Origin of the sequence: Nocardiopsis metallicus, from assembly GCF_014201115.1 — a bacterium.
Lineage (GTDB): Bacteria > Actinomycetota > Actinomycetes > Streptosporangiales > Streptosporangiaceae > Nocardiopsis > Nocardiopsis metallicus.
On sequence record NZ_JACHDO010000001.1, the window covers coordinates 1,457,578 to 1,482,650 of the forward strand.

Annotated in this window: 20 protein-coding genes and 1 pseudogene; 8 read left to right on the forward strand and 13 right to left on the reverse strand. The window is 69.5% G+C overall.

Features of this window, described 5'->3' with window-relative positions; genetic code table 11:
• Positions 1-11: 11 nt before the first annotated feature.
• Together HNR07_RS06085 and erm are read right to left on the reverse strand one after the other, a co-directional pair.
• On the reverse strand, positions 12-590 hold the full coding sequence (locus HNR07_RS06085; protein WP_184363003.1) for a hypothetical protein: 579 nt from the start codon (positions 588-590) through the stop codon (positions 12-14).
• Positions 591-639: 49 nt separating this feature from the next.
• On the reverse strand, positions 640-1,482 hold the full coding sequence (erm, locus tag HNR07_RS06090) for an ErmE/ErmH/ErmO/ErmR family 23S rRNA (adenine(2058)-N(6))-methyltransferase (protein WP_184363006.1): 843 nt from the start codon (positions 1,480-1,482) through the stop codon (positions 640-642).
• Between the two features lie 467 nt (positions 1,483-1,949).
• Between erm and HNR07_RS06095 the strand changes: the two genes are divergently transcribed.
• Entirely contained in the window at positions 1,950-2,651 is a 702-nt protein-coding gene (locus HNR07_RS06095; RefSeq protein WP_184363009.1) for a class I SAM-dependent DNA methyltransferase, read from the forward strand.
• Here the strand turns inward: HNR07_RS06095 and HNR07_RS06100 are convergent.
• Positions 2,609-3,469 (reverse strand): phosphotransferase, encoded by an 861-nt coding sequence (locus tag HNR07_RS06100; protein WP_184363012.1) that lies wholly within the window; start codon positions 3,467-3,469, stop codon positions 2,609-2,611. The two genes, HNR07_RS06095 and HNR07_RS06100, sit on opposite strands and share 43 nt — an antisense overlap.
• Before the next feature lie 90 nt (positions 3,470-3,559).
• Between HNR07_RS06100 and HNR07_RS06105 the strand changes: the two genes are divergently transcribed.
• On the forward strand, positions 3,560-4,126 hold the full coding sequence (locus tag HNR07_RS06105; RefSeq protein WP_184363014.1) for a helix-turn-helix domain-containing protein: 567 nt from the start codon (positions 3,560-3,562) through the stop codon (positions 4,124-4,126).
• Between the two features lie 211 nt (positions 4,127-4,337).
• Here HNR07_RS06105 and HNR07_RS06110 read toward each other — a convergent pair whose 3' ends face one another.
• The 3 genes from HNR07_RS06110 to HNR07_RS06120 all read right to left on the reverse strand — a co-directional run bounded on the left by HNR07_RS06110 (position 4,338) and on the right by HNR07_RS06120 (position 8,964).
• Complete coding sequence (locus tag HNR07_RS06110; protein ID WP_184363028.1) at positions 4,338-5,618, reverse strand: MFS transporter; 1,281 nt, start codon at positions 5,616-5,618, stop codon at positions 4,338-4,340.
• 226 nt (positions 5,619-5,844) lie between these two features.
• Positions 5,845-8,178: a DUF6351 family protein gene (locus tag HNR07_RS06115; RefSeq protein ID WP_312893630.1), complete on the reverse strand. Its 2,334-nt coding sequence runs from the start codon at positions 8,176-8,178 to the stop codon at positions 5,845-5,847.
• A gap of 216 nt (positions 8,179-8,394) precedes the next feature.
• Positions 8,395-8,964: a pyridoxamine 5'-phosphate oxidase family protein gene (locus HNR07_RS06120; protein WP_184363031.1), complete on the reverse strand. Its 570-nt coding sequence runs from the start codon at positions 8,962-8,964 to the stop codon at positions 8,395-8,397.
• Between the two features lie 364 nt (positions 8,965-9,328).
• On the opposite strand from HNR07_RS06120, the gene HNR07_RS06125 reads away from it, so the two are divergent.
• Together HNR07_RS06125 and HNR07_RS06130 are read left to right on the forward strand one after the other, a co-directional pair.
• Entirely contained in the window at positions 9,329-9,985 is a 657-nt protein-coding gene (locus tag HNR07_RS06125) for a response regulator (protein WP_184363035.1), read from the forward strand.
• A gap of 171 nt (positions 9,986-10,156) precedes the next feature.
• Complete coding sequence (locus tag HNR07_RS06130; RefSeq protein ID WP_184363038.1) at positions 10,157-10,534, forward strand: DUF1304 domain-containing protein; 378 nt, start codon at positions 10,157-10,159, stop codon at positions 10,532-10,534.
• Positions 10,535-10,575: 41 nt separating this feature from the next.
• On the opposite strand, the gene HNR07_RS06135 is transcribed toward HNR07_RS06130, so the two are convergent.
• The 3 genes from HNR07_RS06135 to HNR07_RS06145 form a co-directional block, all read right to left on the reverse strand.
• Positions 10,576-12,348 (reverse strand): sensor histidine kinase, encoded by a 1,773-nt coding sequence (locus tag HNR07_RS06135; RefSeq protein WP_184363042.1) that lies wholly within the window; start codon positions 12,346-12,348, stop codon positions 10,576-10,578.
• Positions 12,349-12,583: 235 nt separating this feature from the next.
• Complete coding sequence (locus HNR07_RS06140) at positions 12,584-15,856, reverse strand: NACHT domain-containing protein (RefSeq protein WP_184363045.1); 3,273 nt, start codon at positions 15,854-15,856, stop codon at positions 12,584-12,586.
• Between the two features lie 247 nt (positions 15,857-16,103).
• Positions 16,104-17,465 (reverse strand): MFS transporter, encoded by a 1,362-nt coding sequence (locus HNR07_RS06145; protein WP_184363048.1) that lies wholly within the window; start codon positions 17,463-17,465, stop codon positions 16,104-16,106.
• 258 nt (positions 17,466-17,723) lie between these two features.
• Here HNR07_RS06145 and HNR07_RS06150 point away from each other — a divergent pair, with 258 nt between their 5' ends.
• A complete protein-coding gene (locus tag HNR07_RS06150) occupies positions 17,724-18,731 on the forward strand; it encodes an NAD(P)/FAD-dependent oxidoreductase (RefSeq protein ID WP_246420147.1) in 1,008 nt (335 codons plus the stop codon).
• The gene (locus HNR07_RS34725) at positions 18,728-18,976 is read left to right on the forward strand and encodes a hypothetical protein (protein ID WP_246420150.1); all 249 of its coding nucleotides are present in this window, start codon (positions 18,728-18,730) and stop codon (positions 18,974-18,976) included. Before HNR07_RS06150 ends, HNR07_RS34725 begins: the two co-directional genes overlap by 4 nt.
• 67 nt (positions 18,977-19,043) lie before the next feature.
• Here the strand turns inward: HNR07_RS34725 and HNR07_RS06155 are convergent, their stop codons facing one another.
• Positions 19,044-19,727, reverse strand: a complete 684-nt coding sequence (locus HNR07_RS06155) for a nucleoside/nucleotide kinase family protein (protein ID WP_184363052.1) — start codon at positions 19,725-19,727, stop codon at positions 19,044-19,046.
• A gap of 171 nt (positions 19,728-19,898) precedes the next feature.
• A complete protein-coding gene (locus tag HNR07_RS06160; protein ID WP_017580052.1) occupies positions 19,899-20,435 on the reverse strand; it encodes an NUDIX hydrolase family protein in 537 nt (178 codons plus the stop codon).
• 479 nt (positions 20,436-20,914) lie between these two features.
• Between HNR07_RS06160 and HNR07_RS06165 the strand changes: the two genes are divergently transcribed.
• Together HNR07_RS06165 and HNR07_RS06170 are read left to right on the forward strand one after the other, a co-directional pair.
• Positions 20,915-21,268, forward strand: a complete 354-nt coding sequence (locus HNR07_RS06165) for an STAS domain-containing protein (protein ID WP_017580053.1) — start codon at positions 20,915-20,917, stop codon at positions 21,266-21,268.
• Between the two features lie 270 nt (positions 21,269-21,538).
• Positions 21,539-22,499: pseudogene (locus HNR07_RS06170) on the forward strand (IS481 family transposase).
• Here HNR07_RS06170 and HNR07_RS06175 read toward each other — a convergent pair.
• Both HNR07_RS06175 and HNR07_RS06180 read right to left on the reverse strand, forming a co-directional pair.
• The gene (locus HNR07_RS06175; RefSeq protein ID WP_184363057.1) at positions 22,496-24,448 is read right to left on the reverse strand and encodes a PH domain-containing protein; all 1,953 of its coding nucleotides are present in this window, start codon (positions 24,446-24,448) and stop codon (positions 22,496-22,498) included. The pseudogene HNR07_RS06170 and the gene HNR07_RS06175 overlap by 4 nt on opposite strands.
• Positions 24,445-24,942 carry a PH domain-containing protein gene (locus HNR07_RS06180; RefSeq protein ID WP_184363059.1) on the reverse strand — a complete coding sequence of 166 codons (498 nt, stop codon included), beginning with the start codon at positions 24,940-24,942 and terminating at the stop codon, positions 24,445-24,447. The genes HNR07_RS06175 and HNR07_RS06180 overlap by 4 nt, the downstream gene beginning before the upstream one ends.
• Between the last annotated feature and the right edge of the window lie 131 nt (positions 24,943-25,073).

Consider the following 25,073-nt stretch of genomic DNA (forward strand, 5'->3'; position numbering starts at 1 on the left):
GCCGGAACCGCTTACTCCACCGGCCCCCGGAAGTGCGCCTCGTCCAAACCGTTGGCCACGGAGACGAGCACGGAGTCAGGGGACTCGGGCAGGTCGCACACCATGTCCCTGGTGTGGGTCCCGGCCTCCAGCTCCCCGAACGGCTCCCCTGCGGTGGCGGAGACCGTGTGCTCGCCGTGGGAGCACCGCGCCTCCAGGAACGCGGTTCCGAAGACCCGGCCCAGGTCCGGCACCTCCACTGTCAGGGTGAACTCCACCTGCCCGGGGGCGCCGAGGGCGACGTCGTCCACCGTGTAGACGACGTCCTCCTCGACCCCGTCCTGGTACTCGTGTTCGTAGGCGCCCACCGGGTACGGGAAGGCGGCACCCTCCCCGAAGTCGTACTCGTGTCCGGGACCAGCCGTTTCCGGTGGGTCCTCGACGCCTTCCCCCTCCGGGGAGTCCTCATCGGCGGGGTCCTGCGTTGCGCTCTCCGTTTCCGTGGCGCCCCCGTCCGCGTTCGGCGGGTCCAGGACCACCTCTTCGGTGGTGCCGCACGCGACGGCGAGCAGGATCGGAAGAACCAGCGTGTAAGGGAATATCCGTCTCATATCCCCACGCTAGGCGAGGCGCACCGCTTTCCCTGTCCCCAGCGGGGCCTCATCCGGCCAGGGCCCGGAACACCGCCACCCACTGGTTCGGGTTGACCAGCCCCACCGGCGTGCTCGGAGCGACCCCCGCCACCCCAAGCGCGGCCACCACCCGACCGGCCGGATAGACCCGGCGCAGCGACGCGGAGAGTGAACCGCCCACCCCGCCGAAGCCGAGTTCGACCATGCGCCGGTACTCGCCCCGGCGCTCCCATGGCACCAGGGCTTCGGCTCGCCTGCGCAGTACCAGCACCCCGGCGTCCACCCGGGGCTCCGGCCGGAAGCGGTCCCGGCCGATCCGTCCGGCCAGCCGCCAGGACCACCACGGCCAGGTCAGCACGGTCAACCTGCTCCACCTTCCATAGGCGCCGGTGCGCTTGCGCGCGTACTCCAGCTGGGTGACCAGGGTGGCCGAGGTGAGTTCCGGGGCGTCCAGACACCAGCGGACGATGTCAGCGGTTCTCGAGTAGGGGATGTTGCCGACCACCGCGAACGGCTCGCGCGGCGGACGCGCGCGGGTGAAGTCGCCGTGCACCACCCGTACGCCCAGGGCCGGGTCCCGGTAGCGGTCGGCGAGCCGCGCGGCCAGCCGGGGGTCGAGTTCGTGGGCGAGCACCCTCCTGGCTTCCGGGGCGAGGAACCGGGTGATGGCGCCGTCACCGGGACCGACCTCCACCACGAGGTCGTCGGGGTCCACCTCGGCCAGTCGCACCACCCAGCGGGCGGTACCGGGGTCGTTGAGGAAGTTCTGCGACAGGCGCCGACGGTTGCCGCTGCGCCGGTTACCCGAGCGGTTGCCCGAGAGATCGTCGCGGGAGGCTGAGCCATGGTTTCGGTGAGTGCGGCGTGCCATGTGTGGTCCGTTCTGTCACCCCGAGGGGCGGCTGACGCGGACGGGCAGCACGAAGGGGCGCCTCACCCGGTGAGGGTGCGCGTGTGCTATGACAGGCCCCTGGTCGCCCGTCCGAAGAGAAAGAGGACGTCGGCGGAACCTGGACCGGTACGCGTCTACGAAGTCACGTCTGGCACGAGCCCCTGGCACCGCCGACGTCGCGCCCGGGAAACGGGGCACGGAAACGGCGGTGCGCTCGGAGGGGGCTCGGTTACCGGCCCAGCGGGGCGGGCCGGAGACGCGTGTACGGGTAAGCGACCCCGGACCAGGCGTGCTGGCCCTCGAAGATCGCCGCGAAAGCTGCCATGGGCAGAACGCTAGGCCAGCCGCCACCGGTGGGGCAACGGGTTTTCCGGCTGCCCCGACCACCCCGCGTTCCTGGGAAAACCGGTCGCGTGCCCGCCATCGGCCACGCGATACTCGGCCCCATGCCGAACTTCTCCGACTTCGACACCCGCCACTACCGGACCGTCGACGTGGCCACCGGCTACGACGGCTGGTCCAGCACCTACGAGGACTCCGTGCTCGACGCCATGGACCTCGCGCTCCTGGACGGGCTCACCGCCCCCGACTGGTCCCAGGCGCGCCGTGCCGCCGACCTGGGTTGCGGCACCGGCCGAACCGGAGCCTGGCTGCGGGGCCGGGGGCTGGAGCACGTCGACGGGGTGGACCTGAGCGCCGGGATGCTCGCCCTGGCCGAGAAACGGGGCGCCCACGACACCCTCACCCAGGGCGACGTCCGCGCCACCGGCCTGCCGGGCAACACCTACGACCTGGTCATCGCCTCGCTCATCGACGAGCACCTGCCCGACCTGGCACCCTTCTACACCGAGGCCCGGCGGCTGACCAAACCGGGCGGGCGCTGCGTGCTGGTCGCCTATCACCCGCAGTTCATCATGGCCTCCGGCATGCCCACCCACTTCACCGACGCCTCGGGCGAGGAGGTCGCCATCACCACCCACGTGCACCTGATCGGCGACCACGTGCGCGCCGCCCTGGCTAGCGGCTGGCGGCTGGAGGAGCTGAACGAGGCGGTCGTGGACGAGGGCTGGGTGGCGGCCAAACCCAAGTGGGAACGCTTCCGCGGCTACCCCATCTCGGCCGCGTTCGTGTGGGTCCGCCCCGCCTGATCGGCCAGCATCTGACCCCATCGCTCCTGGTGGCGTGCGATGTAGGCGGCGGCCGCGCCCCAGTGGTCGGCGTGCCCCTCGGTGTACAGACGGGCCCAGGGCTGCTGTCCGGTCCGCGCACCCTCCTCCAGGACCTCGAACATGCCGCGCACCCGCCGAAGGGCGGCCCCGGGGAGCGTGCGGCGCTGGTCGGCGTCACAGCCGTAGCCCTCGGCCAGCGCCCGCAGCCGCCGCCCGTCCGCCTCGGGGTCCCCGCCCTCGTGCAGGGGGACGAACCCGTGCGCGGCGTAGCCGAGGTCGCCCATCCGGCTGGCCGGTCCGGCGCCGTCCCAGTCGATGAGGCACCAGGACTCCGGGCCGCCCCCGGGGTCACGGACCAGGTTCCACGGGGCGAGGTCGTTGTGGCAGATGACCTCGGGCTCCTCCGGCGGGAAGACCGATTCCCACTGCGCGTCGGCCGCGGGGCGGTAGTCGGCGGTGAGGTCGTGCAGCCGACGGACCATCGCGCCCAGCTCGCGGAGTTCGTCGGTGGTCATGGGCGGCATCCGGTCAGCCAGGGTGCCGGGGACGAAGGCCAGCCGCTGATAGCCCCGGGGCCGCTCGCCGTAGGTGATCGGAGAACCGGAGTACCCGCGCAGGTGCAGGTGGCGCAGCAGGGAGGTCACGGCGGGGGAGGACCGCAGCCAGGGTTTGCGCACGGTGGCACCGATCCGCAGGACCTGATCGGAGACGTTCCCGCCCTCCAGGACCTCGACGTCGTCGTAATCGTTCTCGGAGGCAGCGGAGGGGGCGGCGGGGGAGCGGTCGGAGTGTGTCACGCGGCCATCCTCACCGCCCGGCGCGGCCGCGTCCACCGTTTTCCGGCACGAGGACCTTCAATCGATTGGTCGATCGGTTAGCCTGGTCCCATGGCAGAACCGGCCGATCAGGAACCCCAGCGGGAACCCGCCTCCGCCCCCCGCAAACGCCGCCCGGCCACCGCGCGCGAGGCCAAGGCTCTCGGCCACCCGCTGCGCCTGCGCATCCTGCGGCTGTGCCTGACCAGAGAGCTCACCAACCGCGAGCTCGCCGACCGGCTCGACACCAACCCCGGAACCGTGCTCCACCACGTGCGCACACTGCTGAACGCGGGCCTGCTCACGGCCGCCCCGGTCCGTACCGGGGCCAGCGGAGCCCTGGAGAAGCCCTACCGCGCCACCGACGAGTCCTGGTGGCTCGACGGTCCGCTCCAGGACCTGCCATCGGAGGAACGGACGTCCCCGATCACCGCCCTGACCGATGAACTGGACGAGGCCGGGCCGGAGGCGGTGCGCACCTACGCCAGGTTCGCCCTGCACCTGAACGACGAGGAGGTGGCCGAGCTTGACCGGCGCATCCTCGCCGTCCTCGACGAGTACGTGGCCACCGACGACCAGCGCCTGGACCGCCCCGTCCACGGCGGCGCGTTCCTGCTGTACCGCTCCCCGGACACTTAGCCCCCTCTCCCGGGATGATCTTGCTACCAGAGGCTAGTTCGACGCCGAACTAGCCTCTGGTAGCAAGATCACGGGGAATATGGGGGTTTCGGAGGCACCGGACAGGCTACCGGTCGGGTTTCGGTCCGCGGGGGTGTCGCCCCGCGCCCGCACCCACCGATCCTCGACGTCCTTCGGCGTGGGCGCAGGAGTTCCCCAAAAAGGCTCCCACCTAGTGAGTTGAGGGATCTCCGGAGCTCTCGGCGGCGTCGAGGGCGGTGTCGTCGATCCGCAGCAGCGGGACCAGCAGGGTGAGGATCAGCAGCCCCATGACGAAGAACATGGTCTGCGTGCCGAGGAACTGCGCGAGCAGACCGCCCACGCCCGCGCCCAACGGCCGGGTGCCCCAGGCCAGCAGCCGGTAGACGCTGTTCACCCGGCCCAGCAGGGCGCCCGGGGCCATACGTTGGCGCAGGGACACGGTGATCACGTTCCACACCATGATCCCGATCCCGCCGATCACGAAACCCGGTCCCACCAGCCACACGTTGGCGGTCAGCCCCGGGGTCAGAGCCAGCAGCGCGAACGGCAGGACCGACAGCCACAGGACGCGGGACCGGCCCAGTACCCGCTCGCACCACGGGGCGACGAACGCTCCGACCAGACTGCCCGCGGCGAACGCGGAGAACAGCAGGCCGAAGGCGGCCTCGGTGAGGCCCAACGGGGAGCCCGGGCCCACCGCGTACACCACGAGCAGGGTGAACACCGCGCTCAGAGCGAAGTTGGAGACCCCGGCCAGCACGGCGAAGGTACGCAGGACGCGGTGGGACCACAGGAACCGCACCCCCTCGGCGATGTCGGCGCGCATGCTGGTGGGCGGGCCGGTGCGGCTGACTCGGAACCGGCCGCGGACCAGGAACAGGGCGCCCACGGCGGCGAGCCACAGCGCTCCGGGGGTGAGCAGGGCCAGGGCCAGACCCACCGCGACCAGGGTGCTGCCCAGGGGAGGGCCGATGAACTCGTTCGCGGCCATCTCCATTCCGTACAGGCGGCCGTTGGCCCGGGAGAGCTGGTCGCGGCGGACGAGCTGGGGCAGTATCGACTGCGCGGTGGTGTCGTAGAGGGTCTCGGTGGTGCCCAGGAGGAAGGCGACCGCGTAGATCAGCCAGATCGACCCGAGGTCCAGACTCAGGCCGAGGAACAGGGCGAGGACCAGGGAGCCGCGCACGGTGTTGGCGCTGAGCATCGCCCACCGCCGGTCCAAGCGGTCGGCCAGGGCCCCGGCGGGCAGGGCGAACAGGAGCCAGGGCAGGCTCAGGGCGACGCCGACCCCGCCGATCAGCAGTGGGGAGTCGGTGAAACGCAGCGCCAGCAGGGGCAGGGCCACCTTCAGGACGCCGTCGGCGAGGTTGGAGAGTCCGGAGGCGGTCCACAGTCGCCAGTAGTCACCACCCAGAGGGCCGGGGGCGGTCGTGGTGTCGTCGTGAGGGGCGGATCCTTGGTTGTCGACCATGAATTGAGATTGGCAGATGGATTGAGAAAATTCAATCGATCAGCGAAAGTCGATCGACTCGCCTTCCCGAGACAGCTGCCATGCGGGACTGATGAGGGTGATGGGGCCCCGGGGACGGGGCCGCCGGGCCAGCGGGGCACCACGAACGACTCCAGGCTCTACTCGTCCCCGGAGGCTGTGCCCGGAGCTGCTTCAGAAGGCGCGGTGTTTCACAAGGCGCGGTACCTCAGAAGAACTGCCACGGTCCCTTCGGGGGCCGTTGGCCCTCGCCCGGCTCGGACCAGTCGCACACCCCCGCCGAGAACACCTCTCGGGCGCGCTCGGTCTGATCCTCGTCGAACACCATCGGATAGGCGGTCTCGTCGAAGTCGGTCAGGCGGCACTTGACGATGTCGGAGGCGAGCGGGCCGCCCGCCGCGATCCTCGGTGACCCGTACGTGGGGAAGGCGTCCGCGCAGCGGTCGCCCTGCCCGCCCGGCAGCGGCAGCTGTGGGGTGACCACCCGTTCGTCCCCGATCCAGCAGGAGTCCGCGAGCCACTCCGGGCGGGCCTGGCGCAGATACTCGATCGGTGCCCCGCCCGGGTAGGCGCGGGCGCTCTCGGCGGCTGCGGTCACCCAGGCGTCCAGTTCGGTCAGGGCGCGCCCGGCCACCGGCTGGTCGGCGGAGAACACGCCGCTCCGGTGCGCCTCCACCAGCATCACGTGGTTGTCGGCGGTGCCGTTGGCGGACAGTAGCCGCTCGCGGGTGCTGAAGGAGTGGTAGCGCATGTGGATGTCGCCGTTCGCGGCGTGGTCCTGGTAGGGGCGGTGGTCCACGATCGGGATGTCGGCGAGCCCGCCGCCGGTGTGCAGCAGCCGCCCGCTGTCGTAGGCGGCCGCAATCGCCTCCGCGTCGCCCGCGGTGCGTTCGGGGACGACCCGGCCGTCCTGGTCGAACCCGCCCACGTGCTCGTTCAGGTGCAGGAACTCGTCGACGTCCAGGATGCCGTCCAGCAGCGCCGCCAGTCCGTACTGGATTCCCACGTTGTCCAGCGGGCGCCGGGGCAGGCCGGTGTCCGGGTCCGTGCCGTAGACGTTGCGGGCGTGGGAGAAGACGTCGCAGCGGGCCCCGCCGGGGTTGTCCTCGGAGTGGTAGCGCTGTTCGGCGGGCAGCGCGGCCGGGCACACGCCCCGCGGGTCGATCCGGGCCGCGGCGTCGGCCATCGCGCCGATGCCCTCCCAGGTGCCGAACCCGGATACCGCGCGCTGCTGCTCCCTGGTCAGGGCGCCCGGGTGCGCCTCGGCGTAGGAGCGCAACAGGAGGGCGTCGCTGACCGCGGGCACGGTCGAGAACCCCACGTCCGGGTAGCTCTGGGAGACCACGATCCCGTCGAGCAGCCCCGGGTAGTTGTCGGCGATCTGGTGTGACTGGTACGCGCCGCCGGAGGCGCCCCAGCCCAGGGTGTGGTCGGGGACCCCGTGGGAGAGGGCGAACCGCTCCTTGACCGCGTTCATGGTCTCGGCCGCCAGCAGGTCGTCGCAGTTGGTGCCGAACACGTTCAGCGAGGCGGAGGCCACCGCGTACCCCTGGGCGAGCATGCCGTGGTCCAGCACCCCGGCGGTGCGGTTCCCCTGGACGAACCAGCCGCCCGGGCAGCCGCCGCCGAACTTGTACACCAGGCGCCGGTTCCAGCCCTCGGGCGAGATCCACGGGTCGGGTCCGGGCTCGCGCGGGTCGTGCAGGACGGCCGTCTCGTACACGGCCCGGTTGGCGGTTCCGGTCTCCACCCGCACCGTGTACGGCACCTCCTCGCCGGTGGAGGTGACGGTGGTGGCCACGTCCGAGGGCAGGCGGCCGCCCTCGGGTAGCGGGGCGAAGCCGCCGCCGGTGGTGCGGTACACGTACCCCACCACGGTCTCCACCGAGCAGTGTTCGTCGGTCGGCGCGCCCAGTCGGCCTTCCCAGGCGAGTCGGAAGTCCTCGGTCTGACAGATGAACGGTTCCTGGTGCGGGCCGGAGAACACCGGGCCGGTGCCCGGGTGGTTGGTGACCACGACCCGGGCGGGTTCGGGTGGGTCGGGGCTCTCGGCCCCGGCGACGGTATCGGGGATCCAGGCCGTCAGCGTGCTCTTTCCTTCGGGCAGGTCCTTGACCAGACCCTCCAGCACGTGGCCGTCGCCGGGCAGGTAGACGGGTCGCAGGGACTCGGTGACGTCGGTGCCGTCCGCTTGCAGTCGCACCTGGTGGGGCTCGATCGGAGCAGGAAGAGCCACCCGGACCAGGACGGTTCCGCCCATGACGGTGTCCGGGCGCGAGGACAGCACGCTCAGGTCCAGTTCGTCGGGGGACTCGGCCTCTGGAGGCTGCATGGGAGCGGCGGACGGGGGCAGCGTCAGTGCCGTGGCCTGCTGGAGCAGTGGAGCGCCGGACACGGTGAAGGCGGTGGCGGTGACCGCTGCCGCCACCCCCAGGGCCATCCGGCCCCAGCCGGGCCTCACCAGGCGTCCGCCGGGCCCGCCGGTGAACCTGCCCTCGTGCAGGGCTCGGGACTTTGGTGGTGCTGGTGACCGCTGTCGCACGGGGTGATGTTCTCCGCCTGGCATGAGCAGGAGTGGGGGACACACCGGCGATGAGACGGGCTTTGCGCTCCCATGCCGCCACCGATACCCCGATCGCGGACAAAAACACCAAAGGCCCGGTGACCACATCCGTCCACCGCGCCGTTCGTCCACGGCGCGGGCCGCTGCGGCCGCCGGACCTCATCCAGACCTGTGACAGGAACTGGCGGGAACCGGTCAGGACCGGTGGATCTCCCGCCCGGTCAGCCTGGCCGGGGTGATCTTCAGAACCTGGTCGCGCGGGCCCTCCACCCAGGGCTGGGGCAGCCGGCCCTGGGGGATGCGTTCCAGCTCGCCGGAGTCACGGACCCACCGGCAGCGCCCGGAGGCCAGCACGCTCCACCCCTCCCTGCGCTCGTCGTCGAAGTGGTCGACCTGGAAGGCCGCGTACCCGCGCGCGTAACGCATGATGGTCCCGGCCAGCGTGGACCGGAAGATGACGGTGTCGTTGAGCAGGGTGTAGTTGACCGGGAGCACTGTCGGTGCGGCGTCCCCCTCGATGGTGAAAGCCACCCGGCCGATGTCCCGTGTGGACATCAGGTTGAAGCAGGTCTGACGCTCCAGAACGGTGAACCTCGCCCGCTCGTTGTCAGCCAGGTCGGTACCGATCAGCAGCCGCTCGTCCTCGCCGAGCCGCTCGGCGCCCTCCGCCGCCTCGGCGGACTGCCGCTGCTCCGGGGGCGAGGTCGGCCCCACGACCCAGTCCCGCCCGTGCGCCGACGCGTCGGCACCGCTTGTTCCAGCCATCACAAGCCCCCCGAAGATTGGTGCCTTCTGTTCCTGCCCTCGCCATCCTCGCTGGTCGCGGCCGCGAAGGCAGCAGACACGAGTCCCCGAACCGGTGGCGAAGGTCCTCCCTTGCGCATTACCCGCCGGGACACTCGCCTCAAACAGAAAGGGACGTTCGCCTCATACGGTGGCAGGTATCGACACCTAGGCTGGAGGTGCACCGTCAAGGCGCACAGCGGAGGCCGCGGGGCCCGACGACCCCGGGGACGTGCCGCGGCCCGTTCTCAGTTGCCTCACAATGGGCAGGGACGGGTTACCCACAACCCAGGGCGGCCAGGCCGCCTCAGGTCACCACATCCAGCGCTGAGGAGGTGCGCACCTGATGGGCGGCGACAAAGCGATCAGGGTGTTCCTGGTGGACGACCACGAGATCGTCCGACGAGGGGTCGGTTCCCTCCTGGACGACGAGGACGGCATCGAGGTGGTCGGCGAGGCCGGAACCGCCGCGCAGGCCATGGCCCGGGTGCCCGCACTCGAACCCGACGTGGTCGTGCTCGACGTGCGTCTCCCCGACGGGGACGGCGTCACGGTCTGCCGGGACATACGCTCGATGCTCCCGGACACCCGCATGCTCATGCTCACCTCCTACTCCGACGACGAAGCGCTCTACGGCGCCGTCATGGCGGGGGCCTCCGGCTACATCCTCAAGCAGATCCACGGAACCGACCTGGTCGGCGCCGTCCGCACGGTCGCCCAGGGGCGCTCCCTGCTCGACCCCGAGTCCACCGCGCGCATGCTCAAGCGCCTGCGGGACGAGGCCGGGCGCAAGGATCCGCTGGGCGAGCTCACCGATCAGGAGAAGCGCGTCCTGGAGCTCATCGGCGAGGGGCTGACCAACCGGGAGATCGGCGCCAGGATGTACCTGGCGGAGAAGACCGTGAAGAACTACGTCTCCCGCGTCCTGGCCAAACTCGGCATGGCCCGCCGTACCCAGGCGGCCGCCTACGCCGTGCGGCTGTCCATGAACCAGACCGCCTGATCTGCCCACCGGCCGGCCGGGGCGTTGCGCGAAACACCCCGGTCGTCGTGTCGGGAGACCACGGGTGCGCGAGATCCACGACAGCGACCCGGCACGTGTCGCAGTGGTGAACCGGAGGCGGACGGGGCAGAGTGGGCGGGTCCCGCCTGCAAAGTGAGATCCGAGGCACCCATGAACCTGGTCATCGGCCTTCTGGCCGCGATCGCCGCGCTGACCCACGTCTACATCTTTGTCCTGGAGTCGTTCCGCTGGACCGCGCCCGGTACGCGCAGGATCTTCGGCTTCTCCGAGCAGGCTGCCGAGAGCACCCGCGAACTCGCCTACAACCAGGGCTTCTACAACCTGTTCCTGGCGATCGTCACCGTGGTCGGCCTGGCCCTGTGGCCGGCGGTCCCCGCAGCGGGTGTCGCCCTGATCCTGGCGGGCACCGGCTCCATGGCCGCCGCCGCTCTCGTCCTGGTCACCCGGGACAGCAGGAAGATGCGCGCCGCCCTGGCCCAGGGAGCCGTCCCCGCCCTCGCCGTCGTCCTCACCCTGTTCACGTTTTAGAGCCTCTCCTGCCCCGGGCGGGGCGGCGAGGCTCCACGGGTCTAAACCGTCTCGTCCTTTTCGGAGTGCCGCATCGGCACCGACCACTCCACCACGGTGCCCTCACCGGGGCCCGAGACCACCGACACCGCCCCGCCCAACTCCTCGGCGCGTGAGGCGGTGTTGCGCAGACCACTGCGGTTCACCCCCTCCGGGATGCCGCGGCCGTTGTCGGAGACCCGCAGGACCGCCTTGCCGTCGCCGACCGACAGCTCCACGTCCACCGAGGTGGCCCCGGAATGGCGGGCCGTGTTGGACAACAGCTCACGCAGCACCGCGACCAGGTGCTCGCCGGTCCGCTCGTCCACCGCGTTGTCCACCGGGCCCTGGGTGAGCAGGCGCGGAGCGAACCCCAAGGTCTCCGCGGCCGTGTTGACCACCTCCAGCACCTGGGAGCGCAGCCACGACGAGTCGTCCTCCGCGGAGCTCTGCAGGGCGAAGATCGTGGACCGGATCTGCCGGATGGTGTCGTCCAGGTCGTCCACCGCGCCCTGCACGCGCCGGGACGAGGTGGAGTCGTCGATGCGTCGCACGGTACCCATCAGGGTGATGGCCGTGGCGTACAGACGCTGGATGACCGTGTCGTGCAGGTCCCGGGCGATCCGGTCCCGGTCCTCCAGAACGCTCAGCCGCTCGGAGTCCAGCCGCGCCTCGGCCAGCTCCAGGGCGACCGCGGCCTGGTTGGCGAACGACGACAGCATGCTCAGCCAGCTGCTCTGGAAGGGCTCCCGGTCCCGGTCGCGGGCCAGCACCAGTACGCCCCGGGCGCCGTCGGGCGGACCGAAGGGAAGTACCAGCACCGGGCCCACTCCCATCCTGGTCAGGAAGCCGACGCCGAGGTGCTCGAACTCGGACACGTCGGTGCGCACCGGGGTGCCGCTCAAGTAGACCCGGCCGAGCAGGGTGTCGGCCTCCCGGGTCAGGGTGGCGCCCCGCGCCCCGGTGGCCAATGATTCGCACTGGTCCTCTGGGCCGTCCCACACGCGCACGGTGAGCGTCTCGGGATCCTCGCCGGGCATGGCGATCACGGCGATGTCGGCGTGCGCCATCAGCCGCGCCCGCCGCGCGACCAGCCGCAGGACCTCCTCGGGGGCCGCGCCGGACAGCAGGCGGGTGGTGATCTGCCCGGAGGCGTCCAGCCAGGTCTCCCGGCTCTGGGTCTGCGCGAAGAGCTGCGCGTTCTCGATCGCGGTGCCCGCCGCGGTGGCCAGCGCCCGCAGCAGGAGTTCGTCGTCGCCGGTGAACTCCGCGCCGTCGGTCTTGTCGGTCATGTACAGGTTGCCGAAGACCTGGTCGCGGATCCGGATGGGCACGCCCAGAAAGGTGTGCATCGGGGGGTGCCCCTCGGGGAACCCGCGCGACTCGGGGTGGTCGCGCACGTCCCGCAAACGCAGGGGTTCGGGTTCCTTGATGAGCAGCCCGAGAATGCCCTCGCCCTTGGGCCAGTGGTCGATGCACGCGATCTCGTGCGGTTCCAGGCCCACGGGGATGAACCGGCTCATGTTCCCCTCAGGCCCGATCACCCCGAGCGCCCCGTACCTGGCCTTGACCAGACTGGTGGCGGTCTCGGTGATCCGCATCAGCAGGGGGTCGAGTTCCAGGCCCTCCCCGATGGAGACGACGGCCTCCAACAGCGAGTGGATGCGCTCCTGGGTCCGGGAGATCTCGGACATCCGGGACCGGACCTCGTCGAGCAGGTCGTCCAGGCGCACCTGCGGCAGCGACAGACGGTCCTGCCCGAGGTGGTCGTTCGGATCGCCGTCTGTCTCACGCATGTGGGGACTCTTTCCGGCTGCTGTCTAAGGGCTGCCCCCGAGTCTAGGCCCGAGTTCCGTGCCTCTGCGGCTGGCTCCACAACTCCACCGTGCCCCGAGTCACCCTCCCCGAAAGCTACGTCTTCCATCTGTGCCACCACATCCGACAAGAGTTCAAGGTCCCCCTTGCGCCAGTTTTCTTCGCCCCCGCAGAACAGACGGAAGGCCCCGGCTCCTAACGCGTCCACGAGCCGTGTCAGGTTCTTCGGGGAAGAAAAGGGTTGTACCGCACCACCCGGGACCCCTCTCCAAGCAACTCAGATCCGGTTGCTTTGAGTGATCGGAACCGGGGCAGCTCCACGGTCAGGTTGGTGACCCCCGCCAGCGGGGTCAGGTCCACGGGTCCGCGACCGTGCATCCGCAGGGTGTGTAGCTCGGGTAGCTCACGGAGCCATGCGGGGGCCTCAACATGCGCCACGTTGTAACTGAGCCTGACACTACGCAGAGAAGGCAGGCTGGTGATCACTCGTGTGAACTCTTCGGTGTTGGCGTGCCTCAGATTCATATCGATGCTGTCGAGGTTGGGTAGTTCCTTGAGAACAGAAATGTCCATTATATGATTGGCGCCACCCTGGTAGGAGAAGCCGGCCAGGGATTCAGCCTGGCTCAGCAGACCCGTTAAGTCCTTGAGCTGGGGGCAGGTAATGATTCTGATGTGGTCTAGAGAGTGAGGAGCTACGCGCAGGAAGTCCAGGTCGTGTATGGCCCTCTGGTATCGGAGTGTCAGTTCTAAGGGCTGATTCTCTGCTTGTAGGATATCGCTGAACGGTTGTACGGGGAGTTCCCAGTCGAACTGCAATCGTTTGAGTTCACGGAACGAGGCGATGAGGTGGAGATCGCAGACCTGTGTTGGGGAAGTGAGGACAAAGTTCGTAAGCGGGCTGCCAAGCAGCGGTTCGATCCTGGCGACAGAGGTCCGACCACCGTTCATGAACGTTCTCAGAGCTGTTGAATCACGAAGAGGGGAGAGATCGATTTCGCGCCATGGCTTTGGGGTGTCGGCATGCAGAATGACTTTTCCTAGATCGGGCATGCCAGCGAGCGCTTCGATGGTGTCACTGCCCTCTCCCTGTATCACAGCAGTGCGTGCTCTGGGGGCATAGCGGGACAGTAATTCCAGATGCACGGTCCGAATGGGGAAGGTGTAGTGATAGGAGTTTATCGCATCCTCCAATAACACCTCGGCTAGTTCTGGAGAGGCCCCACGTTCCCAGGCGTCCTGGGCTGCGAAGAAAACATCTCTGCTTCGGAAGGGCAAGGCCTGCTTGATCACAGGTGTGGACCTTGAACCGCCGATTAAAGCGGCCGCCTCGATGGTCTTCGCAGCTTGGCGAGCGTTTTTCGGCGGAGTTTTGGCGAGCAGCGGAAGCACGGATTCGCCGACCATACTCAAAGTATGAACGTGTTCCTTCGTTCTCGGTGGCAGGATGCTCCGGACTCGTTTCTCTACCTCTTCCCGAAGGTGCTGGGGCAGGTGAGGGGAGGTCTCCAAGCAGGCGAAGGCCACGAGTAGCAATCGATCATGATGCTTCTTCACCTCGTCGGCCTTGTCTAGCAGCCTGGTGACCATCTCCTCTCGCTGGGCAGGCGTGGCGTGACCGGCGGCCATCATCACCACCTCGTGCCACTGATCGTCATGGGCCTTGCTGACCAGTAGGGGGAAACTGTCCTCCTCGACGATCGCTTTCGCAGCCAGGTACTCCTCGAAGGTGCGATGCAGGAAACTCACTCGGTCTGCCGTGGGGCACTGGAGCAGCCCGCTACGGACGATCAGGTGGGTGAAGACCTCCTCAGGGTTGTCCTCCACACGATGCATGCTGGCCAGCACCCTGGTGACCTGGCGTTGAGCAGTATTCGTTGGTGCGTCCGAGCTGCCGTTGATGACCAGCCACTTCGCCAGCTCTTGGAGGAGCAGCACCAGTTCCTTGCGAGATAGCTCCACTCCCTCTATTCCGCGTTCCTGGTCGCGATCCTTGAGTAGCATCGCCAGAGCCGCCTCGTACACCTCCATGCGGTCCCGAGGCAGCGCTGTCTGCCGGTCTCGGTGCAGGGCGCACAGCAGCGCGCACAGGAGTGGGGTTGACGCGATCACACTCAGGTGCCTTTGTCCCATCACCTTTCGGGCCAGGTCATGTTCATAGGTGGTGAGGAGCGCCCGCTCGGTTTCATCAACGATCTCGCTACGGACCGCCTCATGCCAGTGATGGATGAAGGAGCGCACATCCTTGTCGGTGAGCGGTTGGAGTTCCGCACTGATGAACCCGTCCGTCTCCAGCCAGGACTCCTTGGCCGCACCTGGTCTGGTCGTGACCACGTACCGGCAGTCGGGGAAATCGGCCATCAGATCCCGCAGCCACCGCCGGGCCACCTCACGCTGGCCCTGGGGAAGTTCGTCCACCCCGTCTACCAGAACGATCCCCCTCCCCGCTTCCAGAACGCCGGTCACCCATCCCTCGGGTGCCTGGTCGGCCAGGTGCCGACCGGTGTGCCGAACGAAGTCGGCGGGTTCGGGGAGCTGCTCGCCCACGTACTGGCGCAGCGGCACCATGAATGGAATGAGCCCATTCCAGGAGGACATCGCTTCGGGGAAGTCACCACGGCTGGCTCGAACCCCTACCCAGCGCAGCAGGGTGGTCTTCCCTGTTCCCGCCGGGCCTCGCAGGAAGGTGCGCCGGTGCTGGGCCAGGGCCTGCTCTACTCGCAGATCACCGCTGGGAAGTGATTGGATTTCGCTGATCAACCTGTCCCGTTCCTGCTGAGCCCAGGCCACCCGCAGGCTCAGGTAGGCCAGGGTCAGCGGGTAGCTGCGGGTATGCGCCTCCGTGCCGAACAACTCCAGGACGTCCCAGCGCTCCGCTGCCTTTCTCCGGTAGGCCGTCTCGAACGCCGCTCCGGTGTCCTCCTGTCGGCCCACATCCTTCGGGATGCGGTCCAGGAGCTCGTCCAGCTTGCCCAGGATGAGGCTTTCCCGGCGCAACAGCTCGGTGAAGGCCCCCGCCTGGAAGCGGGGCAGGGTTCTCAGAGTCGCCATCACGTAGGCGCAGGACTCCGGGAGTACCCGGTCGTACAGGGCCACGGCAGCGTCATTCAGGTCTCGGGTAGCTCGGGGCACCTTGTCGCGGACGTAGCCCTCCAGGTACAGCGGGTCCAGGTCCTGTTCGAAGAGGACGCGGTCGGTCAGACCGGCCCGTTCGAAGGTGTCCGCGACGGCCAGCACCGCCGCTTCGCGCTCGTTCTCCGGCAGCCCGCGGAACTCGTGGTCGAGGTAGCCGAGCACCCTCTCGGCGATGCTCTCCTCGATTTCGGCGAACTTGCGCTCCAGCCTGCGCTGGTCGCGTTTACCGGTGACCTTCTCCTGGACCAGGTCCACGACGGTGGTCGCGGCGTTCTCCGCCATCGGGTTGCCTATCCAGATCCCACAGGCGGCCTTGACGACCGCGACGCCCAGTTTGAGCGCGGCTTCGTACACGAGGGGTACTCCGGGAGGTAGGAGAAACAGGGGGCCATTTCCAACCCTAGGACGGCGAAGGCCGGTTCGGGCGGTGCCCACAGCCTGAACCGGCCTCAGTTTCTGACATACGCCAAGTCAAGGAGGTCGGGAGGAGAGGACGAAAAGGCGGACGGGCCGGGGACGGCGTGTGCCGTCCCCGGCCCGTCCTCGGGGAGTGGGGGGGGAGCGAGGGCTCCTGGAGGGTCGACCGCCGACGGTCAACCGGTCACTTGGTCACCTTGGCGGAAATGGTGTCCAGGTCGTCGTTGCTGGTCTCCCTGCTGACGATCAGCGCGCCCAGGGTGATCGTGGCGACCAGGATCAGGTAGCCGCCGACCCAGGCCAGGCCGAAGGTGGCCGCGAGCCAGGTCGCGATGTAGGGGGCGAACGAGGCGCCCAGCAGGCTGGCCAGGTTGTAGGCGGCCGAGGCGCCGGTGTAGCGCACCTTGGTCGGGAACAGCTCCGGCAGGACCGCGGCCATCGGGCCGAAGGTCAGCCCCATCAGGGACAGGCCGATGACGAGGAAGGCCAGCACCCCGACGGTGCTGCCGCTGCCCAGGAGTGGTCCCATGGCGAAGCCGAACACGATGATCGCACTGGTGACCGTGATCAGGACGGGCTTGCGGCCGAACTTGTCGGCGAGCAGTCCGGAGATCGGAGTGAAGACTCCGAAGAACACCACACCTATGAGCAGGAAGACCAGGAAGTCGGTGCGGGCGTAACCCAGGCCGGTCTCGGGGTCGGTGCCGAAGCCCAGGGAGAACACGGTCATCAGGTAGAAGAGCACGTACGTGGCCAGCATGATGAGGGTGCCGATGACCACGGCGGGCCAGTTGTGGCGGAAGACCTCGACGATGGGGGTCTTGACGCGCTCGCCGGAGGCGATCACCTTGGCGAAGGCCGGGGTCTCGTGCAGGGTCAACCGGACCCACAGGCCGACGATGATCAGCACGGTCGAGAGCAGGAACGGGATGCGCCAGCCGTAGGCCAGGAAGGCCTCGTCGCTCATCGCCTGGCTCAGGATCAGGAAGACGCCGTTAGCGAGGAAGAAGCCGATCGGTGCGCCCAGCTGCGGGAAGGTGCCGTAGAAGCCGCGTTTGCCCGCGGGGGCGTTCTCGGTGGCCAGCAGTGCCGCGCCGCCCCACTCGCCGCCCAGGCCCAGGCCCTGGCCGAACCGGCACAGTGCCAGCAGCAGCGGGGCGGCCACGCCGATCTGGGCGTAGGTGGGCAGCAGGCCGATCGCGATGGTGGCGATGCCCATGGTCAGCAGGGAGGCCACCAGGGTCGCCTTGCGGCCGATCCGGTCACCGAAGTGGCCGAACACCCAGGAGCCGATCGGGCGGGCCACGAAGGCGATGGCGAAGGTCGCCAGCGACTGCAGGCGAGCCGCCGTCATGTCGCCCTCGGGGAAGAACAGGTAGGGGAAGACCAGGACCGCGGCGGTCGCGTAGATGTAGAAGTCGTAGAACTCGATGGACGTGCCCACGAGGCTCGCCGTGAGGACCTTCCGCTTCGGGTTGGTCGGTGGCTCGGCCGTCTCGGCTTGTGGCCGTTTCGGTGCCGGAGTGTCTTCGGCGACGTCCGTCATTGGAAGTTCTTTCCAGGTCAGCGCGGTGTGATGGATGGATGCTAGCCCCCGTGGACACTATGTGGAACTTCTGTCTCAGGATATGGACTTGCGGGGTGATTGTGGTCATCGCGTGACGCTGGGGCGGAAACCGGAAATCCTTACCGCCTCGGTGTTTTGTGCTTCTCTGTGATCCCTGCCACGGGATCGTCGTGTCACGTTCCCGGGCTCCCGTCCCGTCATGTGGTTCACCACCGCTCGAAAGCTGGAGGAGAATCCATGACCCACGAGATCCTGGTGCTCGGCGCGGGCTACGCCGGACTGGCCGCGGCCTCCAGGGCCGCCCACAACATCCGCCGCGACGCGCTCGACGCCCGCATCACCCTGGTCAACGCCGCCCCCGACTTCGTCGAACGCGTCCGGCTGCACCAGGTGGCCGCCGGGCAGGACGTCGGCGTGCATCCCCTGTCCGCCTCACTCGACGGCACCGGGGTCGACCTGGTCCTCGGCCGGGTCGAGCACGTGGACACCGGGCGGCGCACCGTCCGGGTACGCGCGGGAGGGCAGGAGGGACGGGAAGGGCGAACCGAGCCGGAGCGCGAGATCAGCTACGACACGCTGGTGTACGCCCTCGGCAGCGACGCCGGGTCGGGCGGGGTCCCCGGAGCCGCCGGACACGCCCACAACGCGGCCTCGTTGGGATCCGCGCGGGCCCTGGCCCGACGCATCCGTGAGGACGCCCCGCGCAGCGTCGCCGTGGTCGGCGGCGGACTCACCGGCTTGGAGGTGGCCACCGAGGTCGCCGAGAGCCACCCCGGACTACGCGTGGAACTCCTGACCCGGGGCCGGGTCGCCGACGGCCTCAGCCCGCGCGGCCGCGCCCACGTCCACCGCGTCCTGAGCTGTCTGGGGGTGAGCGCCCGCGAAGGCGTCTGCGTGGCCGGGGTGGACTCGGCCGGTCTGCGCCTGGCCGACGGATCACGGGTGGACGCGGACCTCGTGGTCTGCAACGCGGGCTTCGGGGTGGCGCCTCTGGCCGCCGAGGCCGGGCTCACGGTGGACCGGGACGGCCGCGCGGTGGTCGGCACCGACCAGCGCTCGGTCTCCCACCCCGACGTGTACGTGGTGGGGACGCCGCGCACGCGGTCGGCGTGCACGGCGATCCCCAGCGGATGTCCTGCGCGATGGGGCTGCCCATGGGCTGGACCGCAGCCGACGCGGTCACCGCGCGGGTGCGCGGGGACGCACCGGAGCTCCCGCCGTTCGCCGACCTTTTCCAGTGCGTGAGCCTGGGGCGGCGGGACGGTCTGGTCCAGTTCGTGCGCGGCGACGACTCCCCGGCCCGCTTCGTCCTGACCGGGCGGCTGGCCGCGCTGTACAAGGAGTACATCGTCGCCTACGCCTACGGCGTGCTGAACGGCGGCCAGAGGCGGCCCGACCAGTACCTGATGCTGGTCCGCTGGGCCGCCCGGCACTGGTTGAAGCGGCACGTTTCCCGGAGCCGGGGTGCCGAGGTCGCCGGGTCCGTCTGAGCCGCCGGACAGACGCGCGCTGCTCGGGAGCGGTTCTCGATTCGTGCGGGCCGGGTCGGGACGGGGCTCAGCGTGCGGAGTAGCGGTCCTTCGACCCGAGCCGGGGGACCCCGCTGACCCGAACGATCCTCGTGCAGTTGTCCCGCAGGCCCTTCACCAGCTCGCCGTTGGGGCGGTCGCTGCGCTCGACCCACTCCTGGGCCGCGTTCGCGCTCGCCCCGCCCGCCACCTGTCGCCGGTGCAGACGGCGCTCACGCACCTGGTCGTCGGTTTCCACGTACCACAGCTCCGCCAACAGCCCGCGGACCCCCGCCCACGGCTCCTCGTCAAAGGCCAGGTAGTTGCCCTCGGTCACGACCAGCCGGGTGCGCGGCTCGACCACGTGCTGGGCGGCGATCGGCTCGTGCAGCCTGCGGTCGTAGTCGGGCACGTAGACCGGGTTGGCGGTCTCCGCCAGGAGACGCCGCACCATCGCCAGGTAACCGTGCGCGTCGAAGGTGTCCGGGGCGCCCTTGCGGTCCCTGCGGCCCAGCCGGTCCAGCTGGGCGTTGGACAGGTGGAAGCCGTCCATGGGCAGGTAACCGGCGGTGCCGGGCCCGGCCTGCTCGTCGACCGCGTGCACCAGGTAGCGCGCCAGGGTGGACTTTCCGGCCGCGGGCGCGCCGGTCAGGCCGAGTACCACCCGTACGGGGCCCGCGGAGGTCCCCTCCGGGACCAGGGCGAGGGCGTCGGCGACAAGCGATTCGAGCATGGTTGCCAGCCTAGACCCCGTGGTGCGTGGGCGTCCCGGTGGATTTTCGGTGGTTGGGCCCCGCATCCGGGTTCGGATACGGGGCCCGTGCGGTCAGACCCGTGTGCTCAGGTCAGCGGGGTCGTGCCGGAGCGATCCGGCCTGTGTGGCCCGTGCGTCGGGCGGGAGGGGTCAGGGGGCGTGGCCGACATAGGCCAGCGCCTGGCGGACCAGCACACCCTGCCCGCCGGGCATCTCCGCGCGCACCTGCGGGCTGGTCGCCTCCTCGGGGGTGAACCACACCAGGTCCAGCGCGTCCTGGCGGGGCTGGCAGTCACCGCTCACCGGCACCACGTAGGCCATGGCCACGGCGTGCTGGCGGGGGTCGTGGAAGGGGGTGACGCCCGGGGTGGGGAAGTACTCGGCGACGGTGAAGGGCTGCGGTGAACTGGGGATCCGGGGGAGGGCCACCGGGCCCAGGTCCTTCTCCAGGTGGCGTAGGAGGGCGTCCCGGACTCGCTCGTGGTACAGCACCCGCCCGGAGACCACCGAACGGTTGAAGCTGCCGTCGGGGTCGGCGCGCATGAGCAGCCCCACGTGGGTCACCGATCCGGACTCGTCCACCCGCACGGGTACCGCCTGGACGTAGAGCACGGGCATGCGGGCGCGGACGCTCTCCAACTCGTCGGAGGAGAACCAGCCGGGCTGGGTGTCAGCGGTTTCGGTCATCGGGTTCGCGGTCGCGGGACTGCGCGGGGCGGTCCCGGCCGCTCCCTCCCTTCGCTCTCTTCGTGTCCATGAGGGCGGTCAGGGGCCCTCCCCGCGCGGGGAACAGGGCCACCGGCCGTCACACGGGTGTCCAAGTACCGCTTTTACCGCACGGGCGCGCGGAAAGCACGGTGCGGGTGCCTGTTCGGGAGTGTCCGAGAGGGATGAGGAGTGTCCGAGAGAGAAGTGTGGGGGCCTGTGCTGTGCCGGGCCCCGCGAGATCGTGGCCCAACCACGCCGGGCGGTGACACCTGTGTGACGGGGAAGCCGCATCAGCGAGATTCTGGCGGGTTTTCTCATGGAAACCCTCCCAGAACCTCACTGGAGAGGTTACGATCTCGTACGCGGTTGCGTAGTGGAAAGGTTACGTCCGGTGAGAGGTGGCCCGAGTGGCGATGGATGCCCTGTTCTCGGCCCAGGAACGTTTTCCATGTACAGGAGTGACGGTGGTGCGCGTCCACGGTGAGGTGGACCTGGCCACCGCCGATCTCCTCCGGGATCGGCTGCTCAAGGCCGCGAGTGCCTCACGGTGCGACTGCCTGGTCGTGGACATGTCCGGGCTCGGCTTCTTCGACGCCAGCGGTGTGCGCGCCCTGGTGGCCGTCTACCGGGAGCTGACCCGCCAGGGCCGACACGTGGTCCTGGCCGAGCCCTCGCCCATCGCCGACCGGGTGCTCGAAGCCCTCGGGATGCGGCGCCTGTTCGAGGTCTACCCGATGGTGGAGATGGCGCTCACCCACACCAGCGGCCTTCGGGTCGACGGGGAACCCATCTTCGACAACCCCGTACCCTAGCCGATTCGGGCCGGCTTCCGTCCCGAACCCGTCCCGGGTTTCGGGATGGTCGCAAGTCCGGAAGAAACCCGGAAGAACGCGTGTGTCCCGGTGTCCCGGTGCCCCGGGGAAGTGGGGCACCGGGACACCGGTCCGAGCGGGTCGACGTGCCTAGGTGTACTGACCACAGAGGTTGAGTACGGCCCGGCAGTGATTTGACAGCAAGAGAGGGCCTCCGACATAGGTGTGGATTGTCTAGATCAACACCTGAAGTAGGTCAGGAGGCCCTCCGTGGCCCACACTACCCATGCCAACGCCCGTCTCACACCCGCCCGGACGCCTGGAGTTGGCCCGCTGCGTGGTCGAAGACGGCTGGACACTGCGTAGGGCCGCGGAACGCTTCCAGGCCAGCGTGAGCACCACCAAACGCTGGGCCGACCGCTACCGCGCCCATGGCGAGGCGGGCATGGTCGATGCCTCCAGCCGCCCGCACCACTCACCCCGGCGTACCCCCACCCACCGTGAGCGCCGCGTCATCAAACTGCGCTGCCTCAAACGCTGGGGACCAGCCCGCATCGCCGGGCACCTGGGCATGTGCGCCTCGACCGTGCACCGCGTCCTGACCCGCTACAAGTGCGCCCGCCTGTCCCACCTGGACCGCGCCACCGGCCGCACCGTGCGCCGCTACGAACGCGAGCGGCCCGGTGAACTCGTGCACGTGGACATCAAGAAGCTCGGCAACATCCCCGACGGCGGCGGCCACAAGACGCTGGGGCGGCCCCAAGGCCGCAAGAACCGCGCCAACGTTGGCTATGCCTTCCTCCACAACGCCGTGGACGATCACTCGCGGCTGGCCTACACCGAGATCCTGGCCGACGAGAAAAAGGAGACCGCTGTCGGGTTCTGGGAACGAGCCAACTCCTACTTCGCCTCGGTCGGGATCACCGTGGAGCGGGTACTGACCGATAACGGGTCCTGCTACAAGTCCCACCTGTGGCGCGACGCCCTGGTCAAGGCCGGGATCAAGCACAAACGCACCCGCCCTTACCGGCCTCAGACCAACGGCAAGGTCGAGCGGTTCAACCGCACCCTGGTCGACGAATGGGCCTACGCCCGCCCCTATCGATCAGAGACCGAGAAGCGGGAGGCGTTCGGTGGGTGGTTGCACGAGTACAATCACCACCGGTTCCACACCGCCGTTGGCGGCCCTCCCGCTTCTCGTGTTCCTAACCTCTCAGGTCAGTACACCTAGGGCAGCACCGAGGGCTTGGGTTCGGCGGGCCCGCTCCCACCCTCCTCTCGGACGAGGAACGGGGCGAGCAGCTCCGGTACCGCCTCGTCCGCCCACGCCAGGCCCTGGCCCAGACCCACGTCCCCGGCGGTGTACATCCCCTCGCCGGAGGCCGTGGTCGCCGACACGCTCGCCAGGCCGACCCTGCGTTGGAACGGCGAACGCGTGATCCGCCAGCCGATCACCGCGGAACGCTCCAGGGTGACGGTGTCGCGCACCGCCATTCCCTGGCGCACCACCAGGTACTTCGGGTGCAGGCCGTGGCCCAGGCCCCGGTAGGAGCCGACCGCGTACCAGAACGCCGCCAGCGCGAACACCGCCGCCACCGCGAACCAGCCCCAGCCCGGGGTGGCCTGAATGGTCGGGCCGGCCAGCGGGAACGGCATGAACTGTTCCTCCGCCACCTGCAGCCCGTCCCACCAGGCCTGGGTGGCCACCTGCTGCAGCCGGGCGAGCCCGGCGGCCAGGGCGATCGCCACCACCGAGCAGACCGCGGCCCGGGTGAACCGGCGGCGCAGTGCCGCCCGCGGGTGCTCGGCCAGCGGCGCGTCCAACGCGGAATCGGGCTCACGCATCAGGGCGGCCCCCAGCTCACGGGCACGCGCCCGGGGCATCGCGGGGGACAGGCGGCTCTTGGCCTCGGTCTTCTGGGCGTCACCGGCGGACAGGCCGGTCGCCACGGCACGGATGGAGGCGCCGCGCACCGAGCGCAACACGAAGGGTTCGTGCAGGACGACACCGTTGAGACGGCGGCCCTCCACCGACAGCGACACACTGGTCAGCAGGCCCCGGCGCAGCCGCACCGTACCGTCGGCCTCGCGGACCAGCCGGTAGTCCCACCAGGTCTCCACCGCGATGAGGACCAGGATGACCACGCCGGACAGCATCAGCGAGAGCAGCGCGATCGGGACGACCAGCAGCAGCTGGCCCATCACGAAGCTGGACATCTCCTGGGAGCTGGGCATGTCGGTCTGCTCGGAGATCCACCGCCAGCCGTGGCCGCCGCTCTGGGCGTTGATGCCGATCAGGGCCGCGATCACACCGAGCCCGATACCGAAGGTCGCCATGGTGGCGGGGGCGTAGGCGAACCAGCGCGGGTTCAGCCGGACCAGCTCGGTCTCCTCCGCGTCCGCCGCCTCATCCCCGGTGCCCTCGGAGCCCTCGGCGGAGCCCGTGGCCGGGGCGGCCCGGCGCAGCAGTTCGCGGCGCAGGCTCTCGCCCTGCTCCGCCGTCACGAACAGCAGTTGAAGCTGGTCGGTACCGCCGGCGCCGGCCGACTCGCCGGTCCCCACGGTCACCGAGCACAGACCGAAGATCCGCACGTAGACGGGGGCGGCCACGTCCACGCTGCGCACGCGTTCGCGGGGGATGGAGCGGAAGGCCTTGGCGATGACGCCCGAACGCATCTCCATGCGCTCGGCGGTGACCCGGTACCGGACGGCGCGCAGCCGGACCAGGTCGATGTAGGTCATCAGCCCGATGAAGGCGAGCGCGGCGGGGACGGGAAGGAGCGCCCACGGGTTCGGGGCGTCGGTGAAGAACAGCGCGAGGGTCGCGACGACGGCACCGGGCACCATGAACAGCGTCACGAGGGCGGTGTTGGCCCACACGCTGAGCGTGCTCAGGCCCTGCCAACCGTCCTCCTCGTCCCGCTGCTCGGTTGCGTGCTCCTCCGCTTGTTCCCGGGCGTGCTCCTCCTCCCGTTCCTCGGTCTGCCCCTCGCTCTGGCCCTCCGTTTGCTCCACTGGCTGCGGAGTCCCGTCCGGCTCGGCGTTCGGCCGCACGTCCGGTGCGGGGTTCGGTTCCGGGTTCAGCTCGTCCTTCGGGCCCTGGTCCGGCGCCTGGTGCGGCTCCCCGTCGGGGGCCTCACGCGGCTCCTGGTCCGGGCGGTGGTCGTCGTGGGAGGTCATGTCGCATCCCCCGGAACCGCCTCGGTGCTGTCTGTGAGCTGGTCGGCCACCTCGGTCGCCAACTCGTGGTCCAGGCCGCTGATCTCGATGGGCCCGGCCGCCGAAGCGGTCGTCACCGTCACGCTGGAAAGACCGAAGGCCCTCTGCAGCGGTCCGCGCGCGGTGTCCACGGTCTGGATGCGCGACATCGGGGCCACCCGCCACTCCTGCCAGATCCACCCGCTGGAGGTGTAGACGGCGGTCTCGGTGACCTCCCATCGGTGCACGCGGTAGCGCCACTGCGGCATCACCACCGTGATCAGCAGCCCGACCCCGCCGAGGACCCCGGCGGCGACCAGGAACCAGAAGCGCACCGGCTCCCAGATCAGGGCGGGGATCACGGGGATGACCGTGAGGACGACCGTCACCGCGAGGGACCTGGTCGTCCACCACCAGATGGCACGCCGGTCCACGCGGTGGTGGGGCGGTCGCAGTCGCAGAGCGTCGGTGCTCATCGCGTCCACGTCTCCTCTCAGTCGGTGGCCCCGGGGGCGGGCCGTCTGTTAAAAGTGATATCACAATGCTATTCTCAAGTCATCACCTCAAAGGACGGGCGCCCCAGAGCATGGAAGACAAGAGGACGGAA